The 24,473-nt window shown below is 64.9% G+C and carries 15 protein-coding genes and 2 pseudogenes; 6 read left to right on the plus strand and 11 right to left on the minus strand.

Going from position 1 to position 24,473, the window contains the following annotated elements:
• Positions 1 to 68: 68 nt before the first annotated feature.
• From ACWPWQ_RS15160 to ACWPWQ_RS15175, 4 genes are read left to right on the plus strand one after another with little or no spacing between them, the layout of a single operon-like run.
• The gene (locus ACWPWQ_RS15160) at positions 69 to 1,208 is read left to right on the plus strand and encodes an efflux RND transporter periplasmic adaptor subunit (protein ID WP_454010164.1); all 1,140 of its coding nucleotides are present in this window, start codon (positions 69 to 71) and stop codon (positions 1,206 to 1,208) included.
• The gene (locus ACWPWQ_RS15165) at positions 1,201 to 1,890 is read left to right on the plus strand and encodes an ABC transporter ATP-binding protein (RefSeq protein ID WP_139436348.1); all 690 of its coding nucleotides are present in this window, start codon (positions 1,201 to 1,203) and stop codon (positions 1,888 to 1,890) included. Before ACWPWQ_RS15160 ends, ACWPWQ_RS15165 begins: the two co-directional genes overlap by 8 nt.
• Positions 1,891 to 3,105 (plus strand): ABC transporter permease, encoded by a 1,215-nt coding sequence (locus ACWPWQ_RS15170; RefSeq protein ID WP_454010165.1) that lies wholly within the window; start codon positions 1,891 to 1,893, stop codon positions 3,103 to 3,105.
• Positions 3,105 to 4,304, plus strand: a complete 1,200-nt coding sequence (locus tag ACWPWQ_RS15175) for an ABC transporter permease (protein WP_454010166.1) — start codon at positions 3,105 to 3,107, stop codon at positions 4,302 to 4,304. Before ACWPWQ_RS15170 ends, ACWPWQ_RS15175 begins: the two co-directional genes overlap by 1 nt.
• Here ACWPWQ_RS15175 and ACWPWQ_RS15180 read toward each other — a convergent pair.
• Entirely contained in the window at positions 4,301 to 6,757 is a 2,457-nt protein-coding gene (locus ACWPWQ_RS15180; RefSeq protein WP_454010167.1) for a diguanylate cyclase domain-containing protein, read from the minus strand. The two genes, ACWPWQ_RS15175 and ACWPWQ_RS15180, sit on opposite strands and share 4 nt — an antisense overlap.
• Positions 6,758 to 7,165: 408 nt before the next feature.
• On the opposite strand from ACWPWQ_RS15180, the gene ACWPWQ_RS15185 reads away from it, so the two are divergent.
• The gene (locus ACWPWQ_RS15185; protein ID WP_454010209.1) at positions 7,166 to 8,182 is read left to right on the plus strand and encodes a lipoate--protein ligase A; all 1,017 of its coding nucleotides are present in this window, start codon (positions 7,166 to 7,168) and stop codon (positions 8,180 to 8,182) included.
• Positions 8,183 to 8,355: 173 nt separating this feature from the next.
• The gene (locus ACWPWQ_RS15190; protein WP_454010168.1) at positions 8,356 to 10,050 is read left to right on the plus strand and encodes a pyridoxal phosphate-dependent decarboxylase family protein; all 1,695 of its coding nucleotides are present in this window, start codon (positions 8,356 to 8,358) and stop codon (positions 10,048 to 10,050) included.
• A 70-nt stretch (positions 10,051 to 10,120) separates the two neighbouring features.
• On the opposite strand, the gene ACWPWQ_RS15195 is transcribed toward ACWPWQ_RS15190, so the two are convergent.
• From ACWPWQ_RS15195 to ACWPWQ_RS15240, 10 genes and pseudogenes are all read right to left on the minus strand, one after another.
• On the minus strand, positions 10,121 to 10,477 hold the full coding sequence (locus ACWPWQ_RS15195) for a copper-binding protein (RefSeq protein ID WP_265435383.1): 357 nt from the start codon (positions 10,475 to 10,477) through the stop codon (positions 10,121 to 10,123).
• 41 nt (positions 10,478 to 10,518) lie between these two features.
• A pseudogene (locus tag ACWPWQ_RS15200) lies at positions 10,519 to 13,239 on the minus strand (efflux RND transporter permease subunit).
• Positions 13,240 to 13,379: 140 nt separating this feature from the next.
• Positions 13,380 to 13,634 (minus strand): annotated as a pseudogene (locus tag ACWPWQ_RS15205) (efflux RND transporter permease subunit); the annotation flags it as partial.
• A gap of 73 nt (positions 13,635 to 13,707) precedes the next feature.
• Positions 13,708 to 15,225 (minus strand): efflux RND transporter periplasmic adaptor subunit, encoded by a 1,518-nt coding sequence (locus ACWPWQ_RS15210; protein WP_342059886.1) that lies wholly within the window; start codon positions 15,223 to 15,225, stop codon positions 13,708 to 13,710.
• A gap of 273 nt (positions 15,226 to 15,498) precedes the next feature.
• Entirely contained in the window at positions 15,499 to 15,948 is a 450-nt protein-coding gene (locus ACWPWQ_RS15215) for a hypothetical protein (protein WP_202046741.1), read from the minus strand.
• A gap of 153 nt (positions 15,949 to 16,101) precedes the next feature.
• On the minus strand, positions 16,102 to 19,221 hold the full coding sequence (locus tag ACWPWQ_RS15220) for an efflux RND transporter permease subunit (RefSeq protein WP_454010169.1): 3,120 nt from the start codon (positions 19,219 to 19,221) through the stop codon (positions 16,102 to 16,104).
• A 9-nt stretch (positions 19,222 to 19,230) separates the two neighbouring features.
• Positions 19,231 to 20,430 (minus strand): efflux RND transporter periplasmic adaptor subunit, encoded by a 1,200-nt coding sequence (locus ACWPWQ_RS15225; RefSeq protein ID WP_454010170.1) that lies wholly within the window; start codon positions 20,428 to 20,430, stop codon positions 19,231 to 19,233.
• A gap of 271 nt (positions 20,431 to 20,701) precedes the next feature.
• Positions 20,702 to 21,508, minus strand: a complete 807-nt coding sequence (gene xthA, locus ACWPWQ_RS15230) for an exodeoxyribonuclease III (RefSeq protein ID WP_319913320.1) — start codon at positions 21,506 to 21,508, stop codon at positions 20,702 to 20,704.
• A 253-nt stretch (positions 21,509 to 21,761) separates the two neighbouring features.
• A complete protein-coding gene (locus ACWPWQ_RS15235) occupies positions 21,762 to 22,724 on the minus strand; it encodes an ion channel (protein ID WP_139436368.1) in 963 nt (320 codons plus the stop codon).
• A gap of 59 nt (positions 22,725 to 22,783) precedes the next feature.
• A complete protein-coding gene (locus ACWPWQ_RS15240; RefSeq protein ID WP_454010171.1) occupies positions 22,784 to 24,430 on the minus strand; it encodes a response regulator in 1,647 nt (548 codons plus the stop codon).
• Positions 24,431 to 24,473 lie beyond the last annotated feature (43 nt).

A 24,473-nucleotide genomic window follows, 5' to 3' on the forward strand; every position in this document is an offset into this window, starting at 1 on the left:
AGCGAAGGCGAAATGATGCCCTGCTCTCCTGCCAGACGTGACGGGAGCCAATAGCGAAAGGATGCGCGATGAAGAGAGGCTGGCTGTGGTGGGCGGCGGGTGCCGGGGTGGCGGTGGCGGCCCTGGCATGGTGGTGGCGACCCCAGGGGACGCCGGTCAAGCTGGTGGAGGTCGGGCGAGGGGATGTGCTGGTGACCCTGGTCAACACCCGGGCTGGCACCATCAAGTCGTGCCAGCGGGCCGGGCTCAGTCTGCCCGGTGGCGGCGTGGTTGCGCAGATCGCCGTCAAGGCAGGGGACAGGGTGGCACAGGGGGATCTGCTGCTGACCCTCTGGAGCGACGATATCCGCGCCGATCTCAGCCGCGCCCGCGCCCAGCAGGCCCTCGGCAAGACCCAGCGCGAGGAGCGCTGCAGCGAGGCCGCCTACTACGAGCGGGAGGCCAACCGGCTGGCCACCCTGCTCGCCAAGAACCTCACCTCCCGCACGCTGGCCGAGCAGGCCCAGAATCTGGCCGATACCCGCCGCTATATCTGCCGGGCCTCCCGCCAGCAGGAGCGGGTGGACGAGGCGCTGGTCGCCCAGGTGGAGGCCCGTCTGGCCGAGCGCCGTCTGCAGGCCCCCTTTGCCGGGGTGGTGGCCGAGGTCAACAGCAAGCTGGGCGAATACATGACCCCCTCACCCCCAGGGGTGGCCATGCCCCCGGTCATCGATCTCATAGACGATCGCTGCCTCTATGTCTCGGCCCCCATAGATGAGGTGGATGCCGCCCGCCTCAGGGTGGGCCAGAACGCCCGGGTACTGCTCGATGCCATGCCCGGGCGCGACCTTGCCGCCACCGTCACCCGCATCGCCCCCTATGTGAAAGAGCTGGAGAAGCAGGCCCGCACCGTCGAGGTGGAGGCGGCGCTCACCGCCCTGCCGAGCGACGTGCCCCTGCTCATCGGCTACAGCGCCGATCTCGAGGTGGAGGTGACCCGTGCCACCGATGTGCTGCGGGTGGCGGCCAGCAGCCGGGCCGACGATGGCAGCGTGCTGCGGCTGGAGGGGGATCGGCTGGTGCGGGTGCTGCCCCGCTGGGGGGTGGAGAACTGGAACTGGATTGAGGTGGCGGAGGGGCTGGCCGCCGGTGACAGGCTGGCGGCCCAGCCCGGCCAGATAGTCGGGGAGGGGCCCTTCACCGCCGCCAAGGAGCAGACGGATGAGTGATCTCATTCGCCTCGAGGCCGTCAGCCGTCGCTTCACCCTGGGGGGCACCGAGGTGGCGGCCCTCGCGCAAGTCTCCCTGCGAGTCGCCGAGGGGGAGTATCTGGCGGTGATGGGCCCCTCGGGCTCCGGCAAGTCGACCCTGCTCAACGTGCTGGGGCTCTTGGACAGGCCAGACGAGGGGCGCTACTGGCTGGGAGGGGAGGACACCGCCACCCTGTCAGAGCCCGCGCTGGCCCGGCTGCGGGGCCAGCGTATCGGTTTCGTGTTCCAGTCGTTTCACCTTATCTCCCGCCTCACCGCCCGGGAAAACGTCGAGCTGCCGCTGATGCTGTGCGGCGTCCCCCCCGCCGAGCGCCACAGTCGCAGCCAGCGCCTGCTGGAGGAGCTGAGGCTGGACAACAGGGCCGACCACAGGCCCGCCGAGCTCTCCGGCGGTCAGCGCCAGCGGGTCGCCATCGCCCGGGCCATGGCCATGGCGCCGCGCCTCATCCTGGCGGATGAGCCCACCGGCAACCTGGACTCCCGCTCCGGGGAGGAGGTGATCACCCTGCTCGAGGGGCTCAACCGGGAGCAGGGCATGACCCTGGTGGTGGTGACCCACGATCCCCGCCTCGGCGAGCGGGCGGGCAGACGGCTCTCGATGGATGACGGCCGCATCAGCAGCGACAGCGGCGGGGGCTGAATGCGACGCCCCGATGCCCTCCGCTTTGCCGCCGTGGCCCTGCTGCGCCAGCGCACGCGAGCGCTGGTGTTGATCCTGGCGGTGAGCCTGAGCGTCACCTCGGTGCTGCTGCTCACCGCGCTGGGAGAGGGGGCGAGGCGCTATGTGGCCGAGCAGTTCAGCTCCCTTGGCAAGGATCTGCTGGTGATGTTCCCGGGCCGCAAGGAGACCACGGGCGGGCTGCCGCCGGTGACCGGCAACAGCCTGCGGGAGATCACCCTGGATGACATGCACTACCTGGGCCAGCATCAACCCCAGCTCAGGCTGGTGCCGCTGGTGATGGGCTTTGCCGAGGCCAAGCAGGGGGCCCGGGTGCGCCAGACCATGCTGCTTGGCAGCAGCAACGACTTGCGGCATACCCACGGGCTGACCCTGCTCGCCGGCCGCTGGCTGCCGGGGGAGGCCACAGAGGAGAGGCCGGTCGCCCTGCTCGGAGACGTGGCGGCCCGTGAGCTGTTCGGTCAGGCGGATCCGGTCGGTCAGTGGCTGCGTTTTGACAATCGCCGCTTTCGGGTGGTGGGAGTCTTCACCAGCCAGAGCAGCAATCTGGGGATGGACATGGCCGAGGCGGCGCTGATCCCGGTCGGCAGCGCCATGGGGCTGTTCAATACAGAGGGGCTGTTTCGCCTGCTGATCCAGCCGTTGGCCGGGCAAGCTGTGCCCCCGCTGATCACGCGGCTGGAGCAGCTGATGCAGGGGCGCCACGGGGTGCTCGATGTGACTCTGGTGCGGCGTGACGCCATGCTGGCCACCTTTTCTACCATTCTGGCCACCCTCACCCTGGCGGTCGCCGGTATCGGTGCCATCAGCCTGCTGGTCTCCGGCATCATGATGATGAATCTGGCGTTGATCAGCACCCGCCAGCGCACCGGTGAGATAGGCCTGCTCAAGGCGCTGGGGGCCGACAGCCGCCAGATCCGCCAGCTGTTCTTGTGGGAGGCGCTGCTGCTGAGCGGTGGTGGCGCCCTGTTTGGCACGGCCCTGGGCTATGCCCTGGTGGCCCTCGCCGCGCTGATCTGGCCGAGCTTCCCGGCGGCGGTGCCCTGGCTTGCGACCCTCTGCACCATACCCGCTGCCCTGCTGACCGGGCTCTTCTTCAGCTGGCTGCCCGCCTCCCGGGCGGCGCGGCAGGATCCGGTCAGCAGCCTGCGCAGCGGGCAATGGAGCGGTGGCTGATGCGCATCTCTGATCTGCTGTTCTGGTTGTGGCGCGCCTTGCTGGCAGGGCGCAGCCGCAGCCTGCTGTCGGCGCTCGGCATCGCCATCGGGATCGCCTCCGTGACCCTGCTCACCGGCATAGGCGAGGGGCTCAGGCTCTATCTGCTCGACAGTTTCTCCCAGTTCGGGACCCGGCTGATCGCCGTGACCCCGGGCAAGACCGAGACCGCCGGCGGCCCTCCCGGCATTCTCTCCAGCAGCCGTCCCCTGCTGCTGGAGGATGCCGATGCCCTCGCCAGATTGCCAGGAGTAGAAGCCGCCCTGCCGGTGGTGCAGGGGCAGGGGGAGGTGCGCAGCCGCGGGCTGACCCGCAGCACGGCCATTCTGGGCACGGGCTCGGCGGCGCTCTCCGGCTGGCGCCTCACCCTGGTGCAGGGGCGCTTTCTGCCCGCGGACGACAGCGCCATGCCCCGCGCCTATGCGGTGCTGGGCGCCAAGGTGGCCGCTGAGCTGTTCCCGGGTGGCGACGGGCCGGGGAGTCTGCTGCGGGCCGGGGATCGCCGCTTCCGGGTGGCCGGGGTGCTGGCCCCCAAGGGACAGTTTCTCGGCTTTGATCTGGACGACATGATCTACCTGCCCGCCGCCCATGCCCAGGCGCTGTTCAACAAGGAGGGGCTGCAGGAGATCGACGTCATCTATGGCGCCGGGCAGGGGGAGGCCGAGATCACGGCCCAGATCCGGCGGGTGCTGATCGCCCGCCACGGCGCCGAGGATTTCACCCTCACCTCCCAGCAGGACATGCTGGCGAGCCTCGACAAGATACTCTCCATCATCAAGCTGGCGGTTGGCGGGCTCGGCATTATCTCGCTGCTGATCGGGGCGGTCGGCATCTTCAGCATCATGAGCATCGCCCAGCAGGAGCGGATCCCAGAGGTGGGCCTGCTGATGGCGCTGGGCTGCCCACGGCGCCGCATCCTGCTGCTGTTTCTGCTCGAAGCCGTGGTGCTGGCGCTGCTGGGGGGCGCCATGGGACTGGCCCTGCTCGGCGGGCTCAAGCTGCTGCTCGCCCTGCTGGCGGCCGGCTTGCCGCTCAGCCTCCATCCCCTCTATCTGCTGCTGGCCCTGGGGTGCAGCGCCCTGGTCGGTCTGCTGGCCGGGGTCGCCCCCGCGCTGCGGGCGGTGCGCCTGGACCCCGTGGTCGCCCTGCGGGGGGACTAGGCGACGACCTCCCTAATCTGCGAGGGGCGTTCTGGTGTGAACAGGGGGAAGTAGCGCCTGTCCGCCTGGCTCATGTGGCCGACCACCAGCTCCTGAAGGATGAAGTTGAGCAGCTCGTCGTTGCCAAGCGTCCCCGCCCTGGCGGCAGCCATCAGCTGGGAGGCCTTCTCCAGCAGCCTCTGGTGATCCTGTCGATGGCTGGCCAGCTCCCCATAGTCGTACTCTGCCAGCAACTGCTCTTCGAAGGCGAAGTGCTGGCGGGCCATCTCGAACAGGCTCGCCAGACTCTCCAGAAACGGCTCGGGATGTTCGCCCGGATCCTTGATGTGCTCCAGCAGGCGGTTGGCCAGCATGAAGAGCCGGTGATGCTCGGCATCGATGCGGGGATGGCCGCACTCATGGCCGGGATGCCACAGCAGGGCCCCCTGGGCCGGATCCCAGGCGGTCGTGAACAGGCAGACCCGGCCACGGCCCTGGTTCTTCGCCTGATACATGGCCTGGTCGGCGTGGTGCATCAGGGTCTTGGGGTCGGTGCCGTGCTGCGGATAGAGGGCCACCCCTATGCTGCTGGAGATGCGCAGCGCCTGTTGCTCGAGCAAGAACGCATGGTGCAGGCTCTGGTGCAGCTTGTCGGCCACCCCCAGGGCGGCGTCGCCGGTATCGGGCAGCAGGATCACGAACTCGTCGCCCCCCAGCCGCGCCACCAGATCCTCCTCGCGCACGCAATGGCCCATGCGCTCGGCCACCAGCTTGAGCAGCAGATCCCCGGTCTCGTGGCCGAAGGTGTCGTTGATGGGCTTGAAGTGGTCGAGATCGATGAAGATGAGGGCCAGGGGGCGTTCGGGCGCCTGCTGCAGCCTCTCTTTCAGCCGCTGTTGCAGCAGGCGGCGATTGGCCAGCCCGGTGAGGGGGTCGTGGAAGGCGAGACGGCGCATCATCTCCTCCCGGGCCGCCCGCTCGGTGATATCCCGGGTCACCCCCAGGATGGCGTCCGGTCGCGCCCGGGTGTTGCCGTGCAGGGTGGTGACCGTCTCTATGGCCACCAGATGCCCATCCTTGTGGCGCAGCTGGGAGTGGATGACGCAGCGGGTCTGGGCCTGCTCACCCCGTTGCCAGGCGGCCAGGGCGGCGCTCATCTCCTCGCGCAGCTGTCGCCTGGATTCGTCGGGCAGCAGTTGCTTGAGGGACATGGTGAAGAGCTCGTCGGGCTCGTAACCGCTGAGGGGGCCTATGGCCGGGCTGACGTAGAGAAATCGCAAGGAAGCGGTGTCCATGGTCCAGATGACGTCGGCGCTGTTCTCCGCCACGAAGCGATAGTGCTGCTCGCGCTGGGCCAGCTCCCGGGTGAGCCGCTGGCGATCCCGCGCCTCCTGACGCAGCCGCAGATGGAGATACAGGAAGATGCCGAGCAGGGCCAGCAGGGAGAAGGTGATCAGCATGGCCACCGCCACGCTCCTGTCGAGCAGTTGCCGCTGCTGGCGCAGGCTGGCCTGGGCACTGTTGTAGATGAAGGGGGCCAGGTTGGGCACCGCCTTGATCATGCCGGCATCCAGATAGGTTCTGGCGATCTGCAGCCAGCGCTCCTGCTGCATGTAGCCCGGCTCTATGAGGTCGGGCTGCATCAGCGCCCGGGTTTCGCGGGCCTCGAACGCCAGCTGCTCGCGGCCGGCACCGCTCGGATACTGCGTCATGATGAGGTCTATCATCTCCTCGGGATTGTCCATGGCATAGCGCCACCCCTTGAGGCTCGCCTGCAGGAAGGCATGGACCCGCTCCTGCCCGGTGGCGAGCTCGTGCTCAGAGGTAAAGAGGTTGTCGCCGTAGAAGTCAAAGCCGATGTCGCGGGGATTGAACACCCGGTAGGGGATGTTCAGTTGAGTCAGGGCGAAGGGCTCGGTGGAGCTGTAGGCGCTGATGGCGTCCGCCTTGCCGGTCAGCAGCGCCTGCAGCCCCTGCTCGTAGGGGAGGGTGTTCCACTGCCTGGCCTGGGTATAGTGATGAAGATAGGTCAGCAGCTCGTTGGAGCCCGGCTCCAGCATCAGGCGCTTGCCGGCCAGATCCGCCGGGGTGCGGATATCGGGTCTGTCCAGGGTCAGCAGCACCAGGGGGGAGTGCTGCAACATGGCGGCGAGCACCACCACGGGGCGACCGGCGGCCCGAGCCAGCAGCAGATCGCTGCCACCGATGCCGAAGTGGGCCCGACCCGTGGTCACCTCGTTGATCACGTCGGTGCGGGGACCGGCCTCGCGCAGGCTGACCTGCAGACCGGCATCCCGATAGAAGCCTTTGGCGATGGCGGCATAGTAACCGGCAAACTGGAACTGGTGCTGCCAGGGCAGTTGCACTGTGACGTGCTCGTCTGCGCGCAGGGAGGGGGTGATCAGGGCGGATATCACCACCCATATCGACAGTAGCCAGCAGCCAGGCTGGCAGGATGCATCGGACTCCGTCATACCGCTATTCTCTCGGGAGGTGCTCTGCTGGCTAGAGTCAGACAATTTCTTCTCCTTCGCAAGGGGAGGAAAGCCCATAAAGCAAAGGAATGCGGGCTATTAAAACTCATTTTTGTGTCATTCATCACGCTGGGTGGAGGAATAGGGCGTTTTGGCACCTCATCTGGCCTGGCAGCGGCCCCTGGTGGATGAAAAAGAGAGTCATTTCATGTGCCTCTTCGTGCTTGCAGGCCGCTCAGTTGCTGATAGATTGCATTTTTTCGGCGCTTTCAGGTCAACTCCGGCCATCGCAGCCATAGTGGATGGCCGAACGGGGGGATGGGGTCGTGGTCAGGGGAGGACGCCCCGGGAGCAGGGTGGTATGGTAGTCTCCCCTTTTTCCTATGAGGTCCCCCTATGTCTCCTCCCATGTCTCCCTTGCGCCTGCTCGTCTCCGACTCCCACGATCCCCTGTTCAACCTGGCGGTGGAGGAGTGCATCTTCCGCCAGATGGATCCCGCCCAGCGGGTGCTGTTCCTGTGGCGCAACGCCAATACCGTGGTGATAGGCCGGGCGCAGAATCCCTGGAAGGAGTGCAACACCCGCCGCATGGAAGAGGACGGTGTGACCCTGGCGCGGCGCAGCAGCGGCGGTGGGGCCGTGTTCCACGATCTCGGCAACAGCTGCTTCACCTTCATGGCGGGCAAGTCCGGCTATGACAAGGGCGTCTCCACCGCCATAGTGCTGGATGGCCTCAAGCGGCTGGGGATAACGGCCTCTGCCTCGGGGCGCAACGATCTGCTGGTGGCTACGGCGGACGGGGATCGCAAGGTGTCGGGCTCCGCCTACCGGGAGACCCAGGATCGCGGCTTTCACCACGGCACCCTGTTGCTGGACGCAGACCTCGGCCGTCTGGCCAACTACCTCAACCCCGACCCCAAGAAGCTGGCGGCCAAGGGGATCACCTCGGTGCGCAGCCGGGTCGCGAACCTCTGCGAGCTGCTGCCGGGGATAGATCATCAGCAGGTGAATGACGCCCTCATCGAGGCCTTCTTCCACTACTATGGTGAGCGGGTGGCGCCCGAGCATATCTCCCCCGAGCGGATGCCGGACCTGCCCGGCTTCGCCGAGACCTTCGCCCGCCAGCGCAGCTGGGAGTGGAACTTCGGCCATGCCCCGGCGTTCAGCCATCAGCTGGACGAACGTTTCGGCTGGGGCGGGGTGGAGCTGCATTTCGACGTGGAGAAGGGGGTGATAGGACGGGCGCAGATCTTCAGCGACAGCCTGGATCCAGCCCCCCTGGATGCCCTGGCCGAGCGGCTGGTGGGGGCGCCCTACCGACCCGAGGCGATGGCGGCGCTGCTGCACTCGCTGATGGACGAGTTCCCGGCCAGGGCCCATGAGCTGGCGGAGCTGGAGGCCTGGCTGGTGACGGCCCTGCGCTGAGAGGCATGACCCGGATCACGAAACGGAGCACGGGCTCCGGCGCAGGGGGCTCGCCAGCCCCCGATTGCCGTGGTCATGATAAAAAGTAGGGCAGGCCATTAGTTATTGTCGCTGTCTCCTGCGCCGCCCCGGGGGTATAACCGGGGCACATTTGCAGTACTAATGGTCTTATCATGAGCGATCTTGTCTATCTGAAAGATGACGGCGTCAACGCCGTCCACCCCGAATTCTCCGCCCGTTTCGCCACCGTCAAAGCCAACTTCTTCTCCCGCAATCCCGATCTCTGGCCGGTGTTTCGCGAGCCCGGTTTCGCCACCCTCAACGAGTTTCGCGCCCGTGGCCTGGCGCCGGATGCGCGTTTGAACGCCTGGCCCGATGGCCGCGCCCGCCTCGCGGATCTCTGCGAGACCATGCCGGTGCCCGCGCAGATGCGCACCCCTGGGGAGCCCATGACGGAGCTGCTGTTTGCCGGCGCCCTGTCCAAAGACTGGGAGAACCCCTCCAGCGTCGAGAACGTCATCACCATGTCGGCGGATCCCGCCATCTACGGCGCCCAGATGGGGATCCTCGCCAACCCCAACCTGGTCTACTCCGAGTATGCCGGGGTGGCGGAGGAGCTCGAAAAGAAGGTGGTGCGCCAGATTGCCCTGCTGGCGGGTTACGATCCGGCACGTGCCACCGGCATCTTCACCCAGGGGGGGACCTTCTGTAACCTCTATGGCTACCTGCTCGGCATTCGCAAGAGTTTGCCGGAGGCCAAGCACAAGGGGCTCGGCCACTATCAGGACTACCGCATCATCAACTCCCAGGGCGGCCACTACTCCAACATCACCAACCTCTCCCTGCTCGGGGTGGACATAGAGAACAAGACCATCCGCATCCAGGTGGGCGAGAACAACGACATCGATCTCGCCGATCTCGAGCGCACCCTGACCGCCTGCTTCGCCTTGAAGCACGTGGTGCCCACCATCATGCTCACCATGGGGACCACGGACACCTTCGGGGTGGACCGGGTCAAGCCCGTGGTCGAGCTGCGGGACCGGCTGTGCGAGCGGTTCGAGGTGGCGGTCAAGCCCCACATCCACGTGGACGCCGCCATCGGCTGGTCGATGATCTTCTTCCTGGATTACGACTTTGCCGCCAACCCGCTCGCCATCAACGGCGCGACCCTGGCGGGCATAGAGCGCAACGTGGCGCGCTTTGCGGAGCTGAAATACGCCGACTCCTTTACCGTGGACTTCCAGAAGTGGGGCTATGTGCCCTACACCTCCAGCCTGGTGATGATCAGGGAGCAGGAGGATCTCAAGGCGATGGAGAACGACCCGGAGAACTTTTCGTACTTCGAGCGGGACATTCAGGGCCAGACCCACCTGCAGTCCACCATAGAGTGCTCCCGGGGGGCGAGCGGCCTGTTCGGCGCCTATGCGGCCCTCAACTACCTGGGGGTGGAGGGCTATCGCACCGTGCTGGCCCACTGCCTGCAGAATGCCAACTACTTCCGCTTCCGCCTGAGCCAGCTCGGCAACGTCAAGCTGGTGGCCCAGGAGAACCAGGGGCCGAGCGTGGGCTTCAAGATCTACAACCCCGAGTGGGTGCAGGACCCCGACGCCGAGTTCGCCTTCGAGCTGGCGCGCAGCCCGGATGCGGCCTACAAGGCGCGGCTGGCCCGCAACACCGAATACCACCGCAACCTGTTCAAGCAGCGCGGCAAGGTGGGGCTCTTCACCAACTGGGTGGAGGCGGTGGCGCACTCGGAGTACGACGCGCGCGGCAAGTACTCCTATATCGCCGGGGAGAAGGCGGTCTTTATGAACCCCGCCTGCACCCGCGAGCAGATCGACGCCTTTATCGACCATATTCGCGGCTGAATCCGGTCGAGATCGCAGATAAAACAACGGCGGGTCTGGTGCCCGCCGTTTTTATTGTTGTGGTGAGCCGTTACTGCTTCTGCAGTTGCGTCACCGTCAGCTTGCCCGCCGGGTTCTCGGCGTGGAAGCGCACCGCATCCCCCACCTTGAGCTCCTCCAGCAGGGCCGGATCGGCCACCCGAAAGACCATGGTCATGGGGGGCATCTTGAGGTTGGCGATGGCCTCGTGCTTGATCCCCACCTTGCCGTTGGGTGCGTCGATGCGGCTGATGATGCCGCGGGTCATGGTCACGTCGCCCGCCTCCGCCATGGTCATCCCCTCCATCTGGGACATGTCGTGCCCCTCGTGGTTCATGGTCATCTCGGCCTGTGCCTGCATGGCGCCAAGGCCGAGCAGCAGGGTCAAAGTGAGTGTCTTGTAGTTCATCTGATTTTCCTTAACGTCGTTGATTTGGTTGTGCATCAGGGTTATTCGGCCTGTTCGTTCACGCTTTGGTTCAGGGCACGGCGTTTCCACAGATAGAAGGCGGCGGGCAACACCAGCAGGGTCAGCACCAGCGCGCTCACCATGCCGCCGATCATGGGGGCGGCGATACGCTGCATCACCTCGGAGCCGGTGCCGTGGCTCCACATGATGGGCAACAGGCCGGCGATGATGGTCACCACCGTCATCATCTTGGGGCGCAGGCGCAGGGCGGCGCCGTGGATCACTGCCTGGTGCAGGCCTGCCTTGTCCGGTTTGCCGCTCGCCACCAGGTCATCCCAGGCGGTTGAGGTAGACCAGCATCAGGACGCCCGTCTCCACCGCCACCCCGGCCAGGGCGATAAAGCCCACTCCCCACCGCCAGATAGGTTGAAGTCGAGCAGCCAGAGGGTCCAGATCCTGCCCACCACCGCCAGCGGCAAGGTAGTGAGAATGAGCAGCACCTCCTGGAAGCGGCGAAACGCCAGATAGAGCAGCAACACGATAATGGCGACGGTCAATGGCACCACGTAGGCGAGGCGCGCCTTGGCCCGCTCCATGTATTCGTATTGGCCGGACCAGGTGAGGGCATAGCCCGCCGGCAGCGCCAGCTGCTTGTCCACCTCGGCCTTGGCCTCTGCCACAAAGGAGCCGATGTCGCGGCCGCGAATGTCGACGTAGACCCAGCCGTTGAGGCGCGCATTTTCGCTGCGCAGCATGGGCGCCTCGTCGCTGATATAGACCCGGGCCACGTCCGCCAGGGCGATGCGCGCGCCGCTTGGGGTCACCAGCGGCAGCAGCTCCAGGCTGGCTACCGAGTCGCGATAGCTCTGGGGGTAGCGCAGGTTGATGGGGTAGCGCTCGCGCCCCTCTATGGTCTGGCCCACCTCCATGCCGCCCACCGCGGTGGCGAGCACCGCCTGCACATCGGCGATGTTGAGGCCATAGCGCGCTGCCTTGAGCCGGTCGATATCCACCTTGACGTAGCGGCCGCCGGCCACCCGCTCGGCGTAGACCGATGAGGCGCCCTCCACCTCGCCGACGATCTGCTCCAGCTGCTGGCCGAGCCCCTGAATGACCTTGAGATCGGGCCCCGCTATCTTGATGCCGACCGGGGTCTTGATGCCGGTGGCCAGCATGTCGATGCGGGTCTTGATGGGGGGCACCCAGGCGTTGGTGAGGCCGGGGAAGCGGATGAGGGAGTCGAGCTCTTCTTTGAGCTTCTCCGGGGTCATGCCGGGGCGCCACTGATCCCGGGGCTTGAGCTGGATGCTGGTCTCCATCATCACCAGATCCGCAGGATCGGTGGCCGATTCGGCGCGCCCCGCCTTGCCGAACACGTTCTGCACCTCGGGCACGGTACGAATGAGCTTGTCGGTCTGCTGCAGGATCTCCCGCGCCTTGCCCACCGAGATATTGGCCGCGGTGGTGGGCATGTACATGATGTCCCCCTCATCGAGCGGCGGTATGAACTCGGAGCCCAGGTACTTGAGTGGCCAGAAGCCCGCCACCGTCACCACCGCCGCCAGCATCAGCGTGGTTTTCGGACGGGCCAGCACGGCCTTGAGCAGCGGCACATAGCCCTGGCTCAACCAGCGGTTCAGCGGGTTGGCCTGCTCCGCCAGCACCTTGCCGCGGATGAAGTAGCCCATGATCACCGGCACCAGCGTGATGGCGAGTGCGGCCGCGGCGGCCATGGCGTAGGTCTTGGTGTAGGCGAGGGGGTGGAACATCCGCCCCTCCTGCGCCTCCAGCGCGAACACCGGCAGGAAGCTGATGGTGATGATGAGCAGGGAGAAGAAGATGGCGGGCCCCACCTCTATGCTCGCCTCGGTGATGATGCGCCAGCGGTTCTTGTCGGTGAGCGCCTCCCGCTCCATATGCTTGTGGACGTTCTCGATCATCACGATGGCGCCATCCACCATGGCGCCGATGGCGATGGCGATGCCGCCCAGCGACATGATGTTGGCGTTGATCCCCTGCAGGTGCATCACGATAAAGGCCACCAGAATAGCGATGGGCAAGGTGATGACCACCACCAACGACGATCGCAGGTGGAACAGGAAGGCGAGGCAGACCAGCACCACCACCGCGAACTCCTCCACCAGCTTGCCGGAGAGGTTGTCGATGGCGCGCTGGATAAGATCGGATCGATCGTACACGGTGACGATCTCTACCCCCTCCGGCAGGCTGCTTTTCAGCTCTGCGAGCCGTTTCTTGACCCCGTCTATGGTGTGCTGGGCGTTCTCGCCGAAACGCATGACGATGATGCCACCGACCACTTCCCCTTCGCCGTTGAGCTCGGCGACGCCGCGTCGACTCTGGGGGCCGGTGACCACATCCGCCACGTCACCCAGCAGCAGCGGGGCACCGCGCACATTGGTGCCGAGGGGGATCTGCTTCAGATCCTCCACGCTCTTGAGGTAGCCGTTCGAGCGCACCATGTACTCCGCTTCCGCCATCTCGATGACGGAGGCGCCGGTCTCCTGGTTGCCCTGCTGGATGGCGGTCTCGATGAGGGAGAGCGGGATGCCGTAGGCGCGCAGCTTGTCCGGGTCGACCCGGACCTGATACTGGCGCACCATGCCGCCCACGGTGGCGACCTCGGAGACGCCGTCCACCGTCTGCAGCTCGAACTTGAGCAACCAGTTCTGCAGGGAGGTGAGCTCGCTGAGGTCATGCTTGCCGGTTCTGTCCACCAGAGCGTACTGGTAGACCCAGCCCACCCCGGTGGCATCGAGGGCCGAGCTGGGGGCAGAGCAGGGCGAGCAGATTGGTCGCCGATGGCGTTCGGCGCGGGCACGGGCCAGTAGGAGTCGGTGTTGTCGTCAAACAGCACATAGACGAAGGAGTCGCCGAAGAAGGAGTAGCCGCGCACTGTGGTGGCCCCCGGCACCGCCAGCATGGCGGTGGTGAGCGGGTAGGTGACCTGATCCTCCACCACCTGGGGCGCTTGGCCCGGATAGGATGTCTTGATGATCACCTGGACGTCGGAGAGATCCGGCAGGGCGTCCACCGGGGTCTGCTTCACCGACCAGAGCCCCCAGGCGGTGAGCATGACGGTCAACAGCAGCACCAGAAAGCGGTTGCCGACGGACCAGCGAATGATGGCAGGAATCATGATTGGACTCCTTTCTCATGGGGCGCAGAAAGTGAAGAGCGGTTGTTGGCAAAGCCGCGAATGATGGAGGGGGTCATGACTTCTTCTCCATCTCGGGCATCGCCATCTGATGCTGGCTATGGTCCATGCCTTCCATCTCATCCTTTGCCGGCGCATCAGCGCTGGCCGGAGCACTCTCCTGATGGATGCTGGTGATGCGGTACTCATCCCCCTCCTGCAACACCTGCAGATGGAGAGTCTGCCCCTCGGCCAGCTTGCTGATGTCCACCCCGTCCGCCACGGTGAACTCCATCTCCATGGCGGGCCACTGCCACTCGGGGATGGGTTGGTGGGAGACCATCAGGGTACGGTTGGCCAGATCGATGCTTTCAACCTCGCCCTGGGTCCACACCTGGGCCGGGCGCACCGCCGTCATGCGCTGGAAGTCAGAATCGATGGCCGATTCCGAGTCGAGCAGGAACTGGGCCGAGCTGACGATGCTGTCCCCCGCTTCAACTCCCTCCCTGATGGCCACCTTGTCGCCAAACTGGGGGCCCAGGGTGACGGCGACCGACTTGAAGCTGCCATCCCCCAGCGCCAGCACCAGCCTGTCCTGGCTGCCGGTGCGGATCACCGCTTCGCTCGGCACCACCAGCCGGGGTTCCCCCTGCCCGGTGCGAATGCTCACCTTGGCGAACATATTGGGTTTCAGGAACTCGTCCGGGTTGGCGAAGCGCAGCCGTACCTTGAGAGTGCGGGTGGCGGCATCCAGGGTCGGGTAGAGGTAATCGACCCGGCCCTGCCAGTGGCGGCCGGGGGCATAGTCCAGGGTCATGGTGACCGGATCGCCCACTTTCAGCTGGGCCGCCTGGCGCTCGAACACCTCGGCGCTCACCCACACCTGCTTGAGGGTGCTGATGTTGAACAGTGCCGCGGCGGGCTCCACATACTGGCCCTCGCGCACTTTCAACTCGGAGACATAACCGCTGCTCGGGGCATAGATGCGCACCGTCTCCTGCACCTGGCGGGTGCGCTTGAGGGCCGCTATCTGATCAGCCGGCACTTGCAGGGACTTGAGCTTGCCCTCGGCGGCGCGCAGCAGCAGCGGGTTGGCGGTGTTGAGGGCGAGCAGGTACTCGTGCTGGGCGTTGACGAGATCCGGGGCGTAGAGCTCGTAAATCAGGCTCCCCTTACTCACCTGCTGCCCCTCGCTCTTGATGGCGAGGGTGCGGATCCAGCCTGCCATGCGGGCGTTGACCGCCTCCAGCCTGTCTTCGTCATAGCCGACGTAGCCCACCGTCTCGATCTGCTGGTGGATGGGCAGCTTTTCGACTTTGGCGAGCCGCACCCCCAGGTTCTGCTGGATCTCGGGGCTGATGGTGACGGTGCCGGGGGAGCCGCTTTTTTGCTCCTCATAGACGGGAATGAAGTCCATCCCCATGTTGTCCTTGGCGGGGCCATCGCGCTTGTCGCGGGGATCCATGGGGTTGACCCAGTAGAGCGGCGTCTTCTCGGCGCTGGCGCCATCACCAGGCAGGTGGCTGGCGACCCAGTAGCCGCCACCGGCGCCGAGGGCCAGCAGCAGGGCGGACATCAACAGTGTCTTGTTCATGACAAGCCTCCGGCGCGCGGGAGACGAAGGGGCGGTTGGCACGGCCGCGCGCTGGCAGACCGGGTAACTGGGGTGGATGACATGGTATCTCTTCTCTTCTGTCAGGCCGCCGAGTGGGTGATGGGCAAGGCATCACGGGCGGCAAACGGGGCGCAGCTGTGTTAGCGCGCACGGCTCCCTGCGAGCGGGCCGGTTTGGCCAGGGCACAGGGTCAGGCAAGGCGGCAGAAAACGGGCAAGCCGAGGCTTGCCGCCGCCGCGAGAGAAGCGCTTTCTAGTGGCGCAGCACCGACAGCATCAGGTGTCGGCGCGGCCAGGAGGGTGGGTGGGTACCGCGGGATCGCAGGAAGGGATCCCGCAACCAGTTGTCCAGAACGTTGCCAACCGTCCCGAGGGGCAGCAGCAACAGGGGCAGGGCGAGCAGGGTCAGCAGGGCGGCCAGCAGCGGCAGCCCGGCCCCCATGGGCGAGGTGAGGCCGCCGTGCATCTGGCACTCGTCCTGATTGGGGTCGGCGGCAGCGTAGCCATCACTGCCGTCGTGGCAGGAGAGCCCCTGCATGGCCGCAGGCATGGTGGCGGCCCCGGTCATGGCGAGGGAGGAGGATGTCGCCTCCTCCCTCGCCGCCGCGCCATGCCAGCTGATGCAGAGGGTGAGATTGCAGACGAGCAACAACGCCAGCAACAGCCGGGCGATGAGTTCTGTGGGCAATCTCGATGACAACATGGTGCATCTTTCCTGTGACGTATGGGATGAATGTAAACCTTACCTACAGGAGAAGGTCAAGGTTCGGCCTGTCCCATCTGCCAAAGAGTTGATATGGATTAAGAAATGCCGGATTGGCAGACGAAGAAGCCCCCGCGTGGCGGGGGCTCAGGCTCAGGGTTTGGGGGGCTGGGCTCGCGACTCCGATCGCTTCATGATGAGGCGGAAGAAGAGCGGGATGAAGAAGATGGCGATAAAGGTCGCCGCCAACATGCCGCCTATCACAGGCCAGCCGAGGGCATGGCGGCTGGCGGCACCGGCGCCGCTCGAGGTCACCAGTGGCACACAGCCGAGGATGAAGGCGAGCGACGTCATGGCGATGGGACGAAAACGCAGCCGCGCCGCCTCCAATGCCGACTCGAGGAGGCTCATTCCCTCCTCGTGCTTCATCACGGCGAACTCCACTATGAGGATGGCGTTCTTGGCGGCAAGGCCGACGAGGGTCACCAGCCCTATCTGGAAGTAGACGTTGTTGGTCAGCCCCACAGTCCAGGTGGCGAGCAGGGCGCCGAACAGGGCGAAGGGCACGGCGGTGATCACCGCAAACGGCAGTGTCCAGCGCTCATACTGGGCCGCCAGGATGAGGAACACCATCAGGATGCCGAAACCGAACGCGGTGCCGGCGCTGCCTGCGGCCTCTTTCTCCTGATAGGCGGAGCCGGTCCAGGCCAGGGTGGCCTCATTGCCCAGGGTGTCGTTGGCAACCTCCTCCAGTGCGGTTATGGCCTGGCCCGAACTGTAGCCCGGTGCGGGTTGGGCCATGATCTTGGCCGCCTGGAAGATATTGAAACGCTCCACCAGCTCGGGACCCGTGGTGTCACGCACCGTCACCAGGCTGCTGAGGGGGATCATATCCCCCTTGTTGGAGCGCACATAGACGTTGCGAATGTCGCTCTTCCTAGCGCGGTAGTCCGCCTCGGACTGCAACTGCACCCGGTAGGTGCGGCCGAACTGGTTGAAGTCATTGACATAGACCTGGCCGAAGGTGGCCTGCATGGTGTCGAACACGGCGTTGATGGGCAGCCCCAGCGCCTTGGCCTTCTCGCGGTCGAGATCCAGGAAGACCTGGGGCACATTGGCGCGATAGGTGCTGGTGACGCTGGCCAGTTCGGGGCGTTGCTTGGCCGCCTCCAGCAGGCTGTCGATCTCGGCGGCGAAGGACTTCGCATCGCCGCTGCCGCGGTTCTGCAGATAGGCCTCCAGTCCGCCAGTGGTGGACATGCCCTGGATCGGGGGCGGGTTGAAGGAGGCGGCGAAACCATCGGACTGCCCCATGGCGCTGAGCCCCTGCAGTGTCTTGGCCAGGGAGAAGGAGTCCTGACCCTCACCCTCGCGCTCGCCCCAGGACTTCAGGGGGAGGAAGCTCACCCCCCGGTTGCTGACGATGGAGCTCGACAAAATGTCAAAGCCGGAGAAGGTCACCACGTCCTGCACATGAGGGTTGGCCATGGCGATCTGGTCGTACTGATTGGCCACCGCCTGGGTGCGAGTCAGGGAGGCGGCATCCGGCAGCATGACGGCGGAGAGCAGGTAACCCTGATCTTCGTTGGGCACCAGCTCCCCCGGCACCTTCATCAGCAGGCCGTAGATGGAGACCAGGATCACCGCGATGATGGTGAACGCCACCCCGACCCGGCGGTTGAGGAAGGCCACCCCGCGTACGTAGCGGGCGGTGAGGCTGTCGAACATCCGGTTGAACCAGACGAAGAAGCGGGCGGGTTCATGATTGCCCTCTTTGAGCAAGATGGCGCACAGGGCCGGCGACAGGGTCAGGGCGATCAGACCCGAGATGGCGACCGAGACGGCGATGGTGATGGCGAACTGCTTGTACATCACCCCCGTCATGCCGCCCATGAAAGCGACCGGCAGGAAGACGGCGCAGAGCACCAGCACTATGGCCACCACAGGGCCTGAGACCTCCTGCATGGCGAGAATGGCCGCCTCCTTGGGGGAGCACTTCTTCTCGCGCATGATCCGCTCGACGTTCTCCAGCACCACTATGGCGTCATCCACCACTATCCCGATGGCGAGCACCATGCCGAACAGGGTCAGCAGGTTGATGGAGAAGCCCAGTACCAGCATGCCGGCGAAGGTGCCGATGAGCGACACCGGCACAGCAATACAGGGGATCAGGGTGGCACGCAGGTTCTGCAGGAACAGATAGACCACGATAAACACCAGCACGATCGCCTCGAACAGGGTGTGCACCACCTCCTCGATGGAGATCTTCACGAACTCTGTGGTGTCGTAAGGGATGCGGTAATCCACATCCTGGGGGAAGCGGGCCTTGAGGCGCTCCATGGTCTCATGGACCTGGTTGGCCACAGCGACGGCATTGGCCCCCGGCTGCAGGTAGGTGAAGATCCCCACCGCCGGCTTGCCATTGAGGCTGGCGGTCACATCGTAGTCCTTGCCGCCGAGTTCGACCCTGGCCACATCCCGCAGACGGATCTTGGATCCATCCGGCATGGAGCGGACGATGATGTTCTGGAACTCGGTCACGTCCTCGAGCCGGCCCTTGGTCTGCACCGTGTAGGTGAAGTCGATGGGCGCCGTGGTGGGCTGGGCGCCTATCTTGCCGGCCGCGAACTGGGTGTTCTGCTCGCGGATGGCGCCTATCACGTCGCTCGGGGTGAGCTCGAGCTGAGCCAGCCGGTCCGGCCGCAGCCAGATACGCATGGCATAGTCGGTGCCACCGAACAAGGTGATGTCGCCGACCCCTGGGATGCGCTTGAGCTCATCGATGATGTTGAGCAGAGCGTAGTTGGAGAGGTAGGTGGTATCGAAGGTTCCCTTGGGCGAGGCCAGGGTGACGACCTGGAGGATGGAGGTCGACTTCTTGCGTACCGTGAGCCCCTGTTGTTTGACGTCATCGGGCATCTGCGCCATGGCGGCGGAGACCCGGTTGTTGACGTTGATGGTGGCCTGATCCGGGTCCGTCCCTATCTTGAAGTAGACGTTGAGGTTCATCTGGCCATTGGAGGCGGAGGAGGACTGCATGTAGATCATGTCCTCCACCCCGTTGATCTGCTGCTCCAGAGGCGCGGCGACCGTTTTGGCGATCACTTCCGGGGTCGCCCCCGGGTAGTAGGTGGTGACCGAGACCACGGGTGGGGTGATCTGGGGATACTGCTCGATGGAGAGGGAGCGCATCGCCGCCAGCCCGGCCAGCACTATGATGATGGAGATCACGCTGGCGAAGATGGGGCGCTCGATGAAGAACTTGGAAAACATAGAAACTCCTTACTGAGCGCCGCTGCGACTGATGACCTCGGCGCTGATCGCCTTCATCTGTTCCGGACTGACGGGCTTGACGGTGGCGCCGGGACGCGCCTTCATCAGGCCTTCGGTCACATAGCGTTCTCCCGCCTTGAGGCCGCTTTCGACCAGGACGCCGCCCTCGACACTCTGGCCGAGCTTGACCAGACGAGGCTCAACCTTGTTGTCGGCACCGACCACCATCACCATGCGATCGGCCTGGGCTTGTTGTATGGCGCGCTCGGGGATCAGGATGGCATTCTTGCGCACCCCGAGTTCTATGGTCATGCGCACGAACTGGCCGGGCAGCAACTTGCCTTGCTTGTTGTCGAAGATGGCGCGGGCACGAATGGTGCCTGTCTGGGGATCGACCCTGTTATCCGAGAAGTTGATCTTGCCCGCATCGGGATAGACGGAGCCATCTGCGAGGCGGATATGGGTACGCCAGTTAGTGCTGTCCAGGGCTTGCAGCTTGCCGCTCTTGAGGGAGTTCTCGAAGGTGAGGCGATCCTGCTCCGAGTAGGAGAAGTTCACATAGAGGGGATCGAACTGGGTGATGGTAGTGAGCAGGCCACTGTCGCCGCTGGTGGTGATGAGGCTGCCCTCGGACTGTGAACTCTTGCTCGCCATGCCGTCTATGGGGGCCGTGACCCTGGTGTAACCGAGGTTGAGCGCTGCCTCCTTCACCTTGGCCTGGGCGGCTTGCAGGGAGGCCAGCGTTGCCTCGTAGTTCGCTATGGTGTCGTCATAGTCCTTGCGACTCACCACCTGGCGACGATAGAGGGGAATGGTGCGATCCTTGTCTGCCCTGGCCTTGTTGAGGCGGGCCTGCTCCTGGGCCAGGCTGCCTTGCGCCTGCTCCAGCGCCGCCTGATAGGGGGCGGGATCGATCAGGAACAGCTCTTGTCCCTCGGTGACCGGCCGGCCCTCCACATAGGTGCGCTTGAGCAGGATGCCGCCGACCCGGGAGCGCACATCGATCTCGCGAAAGCCGGCGGTCTCGCCGACCACTTCGGTGGTGAGGGGCACATCGGCAGGGGTGACGGTGGCCACCACCACGGGGACCGGGGGCAGTGTCTGGGCCTGGGCGCTTTTGTCGTCGCCACAACCCGTGAGCGCACTGGCGAGTACCAGGGCCATAAAACCGCGTTTGAATGCTTCTTTCCTGGCGCCTGAAACCTTCATCTTCACACTCCTGCCGGTTGAGCCACTATGGTTGTGTGCAACTTGGATATCAATGGGGGCTGTTAATGACATGTTTGCACATTTAACGTTTTGCAATACAAGGGTTTTTTAATAATAGAGTGACAAAGTTGAACCTGAGCTGTTGGCCCGGGTCCTGACGGCGGGAGGAGAGGAGGGGCGCGACAGCCTGTGACAGGGAAGGTGAAAGGGTAGGCAGCAAGGAGCAAGCAAGTGCCAGTGGGGGCCTGGTACCCTCACTGGCGGGCGATCATCAGGCGAAGCAGGTCCAGATGGGGGCGTGATCCGAGGGTTTTTCGATGCCGCGCAGCTCGTAGTCGATGCCGGTCTCGGTCACCTTGTCCTTGAGGGCATCGGACGCCATGATGAGGTCGATGCGCAGGCCGCGGTTCTCGTCAAAGCCCCTGGAGCGGTAGTCGAACCAGGAGAAGCGCTCGCACTCGGTGGGGTTGGCGGCGCGGAAAGTGTCGGTCAGGCCGAACCCCTTGAGGCGCTCCATCCACTCCCGCTCGATGGGCAGGAAGGAGCACTTGCCATCCCGCAGCCAGCGCTTGCGGTTCGCCTCGCCGATGCCGATGTCGAGATCCGTGGGGGAGATGTTCATATCCCCGATCAGCGCTATCTGGTCGTCCGGGGTGTGGTGGGTCTCGAGGTAGTGCTGCAGGTCCTCGTAGAACTTCTGCTTGGCCGGGAACTTGGTCTCGTGATCCTGGCTCTCCCCTTGCGGGAAGTAGCCGTTCATCACCTTGATGACGGAGCCGTCTTCCCGCTTGAAGCTGGCCATGATCATGCGGCGCTGGGCATCCTCGGGATCGGTGGGGAACCCCTTCTGCACCTCGATGGGGGCCTGCTTGCTCATGATGGCGACCCCGTAGTGACCCTTCTGGCCGTGGAACACCACGTGGTAGCCCATGGCCTCCACGTCCGCCACCGGGAAGGCCTCGTCGTGCACCTTGATCTCCTGCAGGCCGATCACATCCGGCTGGTGCTTGTCGATGATGGCTTGCAACTGATGAAGACGGGCGCGCAGGCCATTGATATTGAAAGAGATGATCTTCATGTTCGGGGTGCTCATGTCGTTTTTATTAGTCGCTATTGGACTAGGAATCCGGTCTGGATGCAAGTTCCGGGGGACGCCCGGCGCCGCTCCTGAACTTGCATCGGAACCTGTTCACTATCTGTCGCGAGAGGTCGCCGGCAAGGTGAAGCGCAGGAACCTGAGTGTATATGTATGCATGAGAGCCCCTGGTGACACATCAGCGATCAGCATATGAGCCCTGGAAGCGGCCTCGCAGCAAGATCGTGGAGAGGTTTTAGCGGGTCATCTTCTTGACGAACACCACCACGAACAGCGCCAGCGTGAAGCTGCCGGTGAAGGCCTCGAAGGCGGCGAAGATCCGCGACAGGCCGACCGGAGTGAAGTCGCCATAGCCCAGGGTGGTGAAGGTCACCACGCTGTAGTAGAGGCATTCGAGCAGGAAGATGGCGTTCTCTTCGAGGGTCGCCTCCGGGCGGTAGATGAGGTGGTTGCCCGCGAAGTTGAGACCGCAGAAGAAGTAGAAGATGCTGCAGATGAAGATGAGCAGCAGGGAGAAGAGCACCACCCGCATGGGGGCCTCGCCGTAGCCGCAGAAGAGATCCACTATCCAGGAGGCGAAGCGGTGATAGGACCAGAACGGCATCTGCAGGCGGCGCATGGTGAGCTCCTGCTGGATGTAGCGGCCTGACATGGTGAAGATCCCCTGGGCCTCCGAGGCCTTGCGCAGATCCCGATAGGTCTCCTCCGCCTCCTTGAACCAGACGCGGGCCTGCACCGGGTCCCGCTCGCGTCGTCCCTTCCTGTCCTGCATCAGGCGCCTGCCGGTGTCCAGGTTGTCGAGGCGGGTGTTCTTCCAGCGGATGCCGAGCAGGTTGACGTCGTGCAGCTCGGCGCAGTGCAGGTTGGCCTCGCTGAGGTCGGCCTTCATCAGGCTGCCGCCCTTGATGCGAATGCCGTAGAGGTGGGCGCCTCTCAGGTTGGCGCGATAGAGGTTGCACTGCTCCAGCAGGAACCCCTGTGGCCCCTCTCTGTTCACCAGGTTGAGACCGGCGAGATCGGCGCGGGCCAGTTGCAGACCGTGACACAGGCCCCCCTGGCGCACATAGCGCTCCAGCGCCGCGGCCGTGTCCGGTGACGAGTGGGAGGCGTGGGGGTCGTGCCAGTGGCACAGGTCGTGATCCCCCGCCTCTTCGCTGCAGTGGCGGCCATCTGCCACCAGGTATCGGCACATCCCCATGCTGTCGCCCCTCCTTGTCTGAGTCTGTATCAGCATAGGTGAGGGAGCGGCGCCGCTGGCTAGGCTAGCTGGTTAAATTCCTGGCGCAGCTTGCGAAAGCGATCCTGCTGGGCGGGATTGAGGGGGATGCCTTCCAGCACCTCCAGGGTCTCCTTGCACTCGGCGCCAAATTCCGGGCTCTTGCGGTTCTTCTGCATCAGTTGCAGCAGCACCTGGATCTTGTTGAGGGCGGCGCCGGTATTGGCGGGAGCCCGGCGCAGGGCCTCGCGGAAATGGCCGAGGGCCTGCTCCAGCTCCCCGCTCTGGTAGGCCTTGATGCCGAGATCGTTGAGCTGCTGGTAGCGCTGACGGCGCTCCTGCACCGTCTTGTCGTCGCGGGTCACCTGGATGCAGGTGGTGAGCAGCCGGTCTTCATCCTCCGCCAGCAGGGATTGCAGGCTCTCGGCGTACTCGAACTCCCCGAGCTGGTAGAGGGCGAGTATGGTCTCGCCGAGCAGGGCGGGGGGCATGCTCTCGGGCTTGTCGAGCCAGTTCTGGTTGGCGCGATAGAGCATCTTCTTGCCCTTGAGCAGCTCCCCCAGGGCGATGCGCACCCTGGCCTGACAGATCTGCTCGAACACCGGGTAGTTGAACTCCGACATCATCAGGGAATCCCGAATGCGCGACAGGGCCGAGTTCACCTGCTTTTGCAGGTTGGCGATGTGATAGCCGTCGTTGCTGTTGAGGGCGTAGAGGGTCAGGGTCTGGATGTAGGCCCCCAGGTAGTGGGGGGTGCGGTGGATGGAGTTGCGCGACAGGTCGATGAGGGCGAGCAGCACATCCTTGGCCTGGCCGTAGTCGTGGCGCTGCAGGCACACCTCTGCCAGCCGGCGGGAGAGCTGCACCGACTGGGGGGAGATGTCCACCGCCCGGCGCAGCTCCTGCTGGGCCAGCTCCTCCTTGCCAAGGGATAGCAGGGACTCCGCCAGCCAGAGGTGGGCCTCCACCATCAGGGGGGTGTTCTTGAGCGTCGCCTGCAGGTGGCTCACCGCCTCGTCAAAGAGTGCCAGACGGTAGCAGGCCTTGCCCAGGGTCAATCTGGCCCAGCTGTTCTCCTGGGCGGCCAGCAGCTGGCGCATCAGGCTGCGCGCCTCCTTGGCCTGGCCGAGCTTAAGCTGGGTGTCGGCCTGCAGGCAGCGGCAGAAGTTGGCAAAGCGCGGCACCGCATCGGCCTGTCTGGCGCAGGCCTCGATCAGCGCCGGCAGATCGTTCTGGGTGAGGGCGATGAAGACGCTCTCCAGGGACTGGCGACGGGCGAGGGCGCGCTTCAAGCGAAACGAGAACTGCTCCTGGGAGAAGGGCTTCATCAGGTACTCATCGGGCTCGGCCTCGAGCGCGCTCAGCACCATGGCGCGAGAGCTGTCGCTGCTGACCATGATCACCACGCTCTGGGGCGGGATCAGCTGCTGGTCCCGCAGGCTCTCCAGCAACTGGCGACCGTTCTCGCCCGCTCCCAGCTCGTAGTCCAGCAGATAGATGTCGAAGCTCTCCTTCTGGCAGCGGCGGCGCGCCTCGTCGGCGGAATTGATGTAGGTGATGCGGCTGATGCCGATGTTGATCAGCATCGCCTTCATCATCATCTGGAAGGATCGCTGCTCGTTGACCAGCAGGATGCGCCTGGGTTTGGGCTGGGCTTTCTTCTCTGGTGCGGGATCCGGTGTCTGCATCTGTCTTGCATCGAGGCGCTGCGGGCTGGTGGGAGAAGTGTGC

The organism is Aeromonas sp. Marseille-Q7275, from assembly GCF_965119515.1.

Coding starts and splice junctions, on each gene's coding strand:
- ACWPWQ_RS15185 (WP_454010209.1), top strand. CDS start 7,166: ATGTCTCCCTTGCGCCTGCTCGTCTCCGACTCCCACGATCCCCTGTTC.
- ACWPWQ_RS15225 (WP_454010170.1), bottom strand. CDS start 20,430: ATGAAGGTTTCAGGCGCCAGGAAAGAAGCATTCAAACGCGGTTTTATG.
- ACWPWQ_RS15235 (WP_139436368.1), bottom strand. CDS start 22,724: ATGGGGATGTGCCGATACCTGGTGGCAGATGGCCGCCACTGCAGCGAA.
- ACWPWQ_RS15190 (WP_454010168.1), top strand. CDS start 8,356: ATGAGCGATCTTGTCTATCTGAAAGATGACGGCGTCAACGCCGTCCAC.
- ACWPWQ_RS15195 (WP_265435383.1), bottom strand. CDS start 10,477: ATGAACTACAAGACACTCACTTTGACCCTGCTGCTCGGCCTTGGCGCC.
- ACWPWQ_RS15175 (WP_454010166.1), top strand. CDS start 3,105: ATGCGCATCTCTGATCTGCTGTTCTGGTTGTGGCGCGCCTTGCTGGCA.
- ACWPWQ_RS15160 (WP_454010164.1), top strand. CDS start 69: ATGAAGAGAGGCTGGCTGTGGTGGGCGGCGGGTGCCGGGGTGGCGGTG.
- ACWPWQ_RS15215 (WP_202046741.1), bottom strand. CDS start 15,948: ATGTTGTCATCGAGATTGCCCACAGAACTCATCGCCCGGCTGTTGCTG.
- xthA (WP_319913320.1), bottom strand. CDS start 21,508: ATGAAGATCATCTCTTTCAATATCAATGGCCTGCGCGCCCGTCTTCAT.
- ACWPWQ_RS15180 (WP_454010167.1), bottom strand. CDS start 6,757: ATGACGGAGTCCGATGCATCCTGCCAGCCTGGCTGCTGGCTACTGTCG.
- ACWPWQ_RS15240 (WP_454010171.1), bottom strand. CDS start 24,430: ATGCAGACACCGGATCCCGCACCAGAGAAGAAAGCCCAGCCCAAACCC.
- ACWPWQ_RS15170 (WP_454010165.1), top strand. CDS start 1,891: ATGCGACGCCCCGATGCCCTCCGCTTTGCCGCCGTGGCCCTGCTGCGC.
- ACWPWQ_RS15210 (WP_342059886.1), bottom strand. CDS start 15,225: ATGAACAAGACACTGTTGATGTCCGCCCTGCTGCTGGCCCTCGGCGCC.
- ACWPWQ_RS15165 (WP_139436348.1), top strand. CDS start 1,201: ATGAGTGATCTCATTCGCCTCGAGGCCGTCAGCCGTCGCTTCACCCTG.
- ACWPWQ_RS15220 (WP_454010169.1), bottom strand. CDS start 19,221: ATGTTTTCCAAGTTCTTCATCGAGCGCCCCATCTTCGCCAGCGTGATC.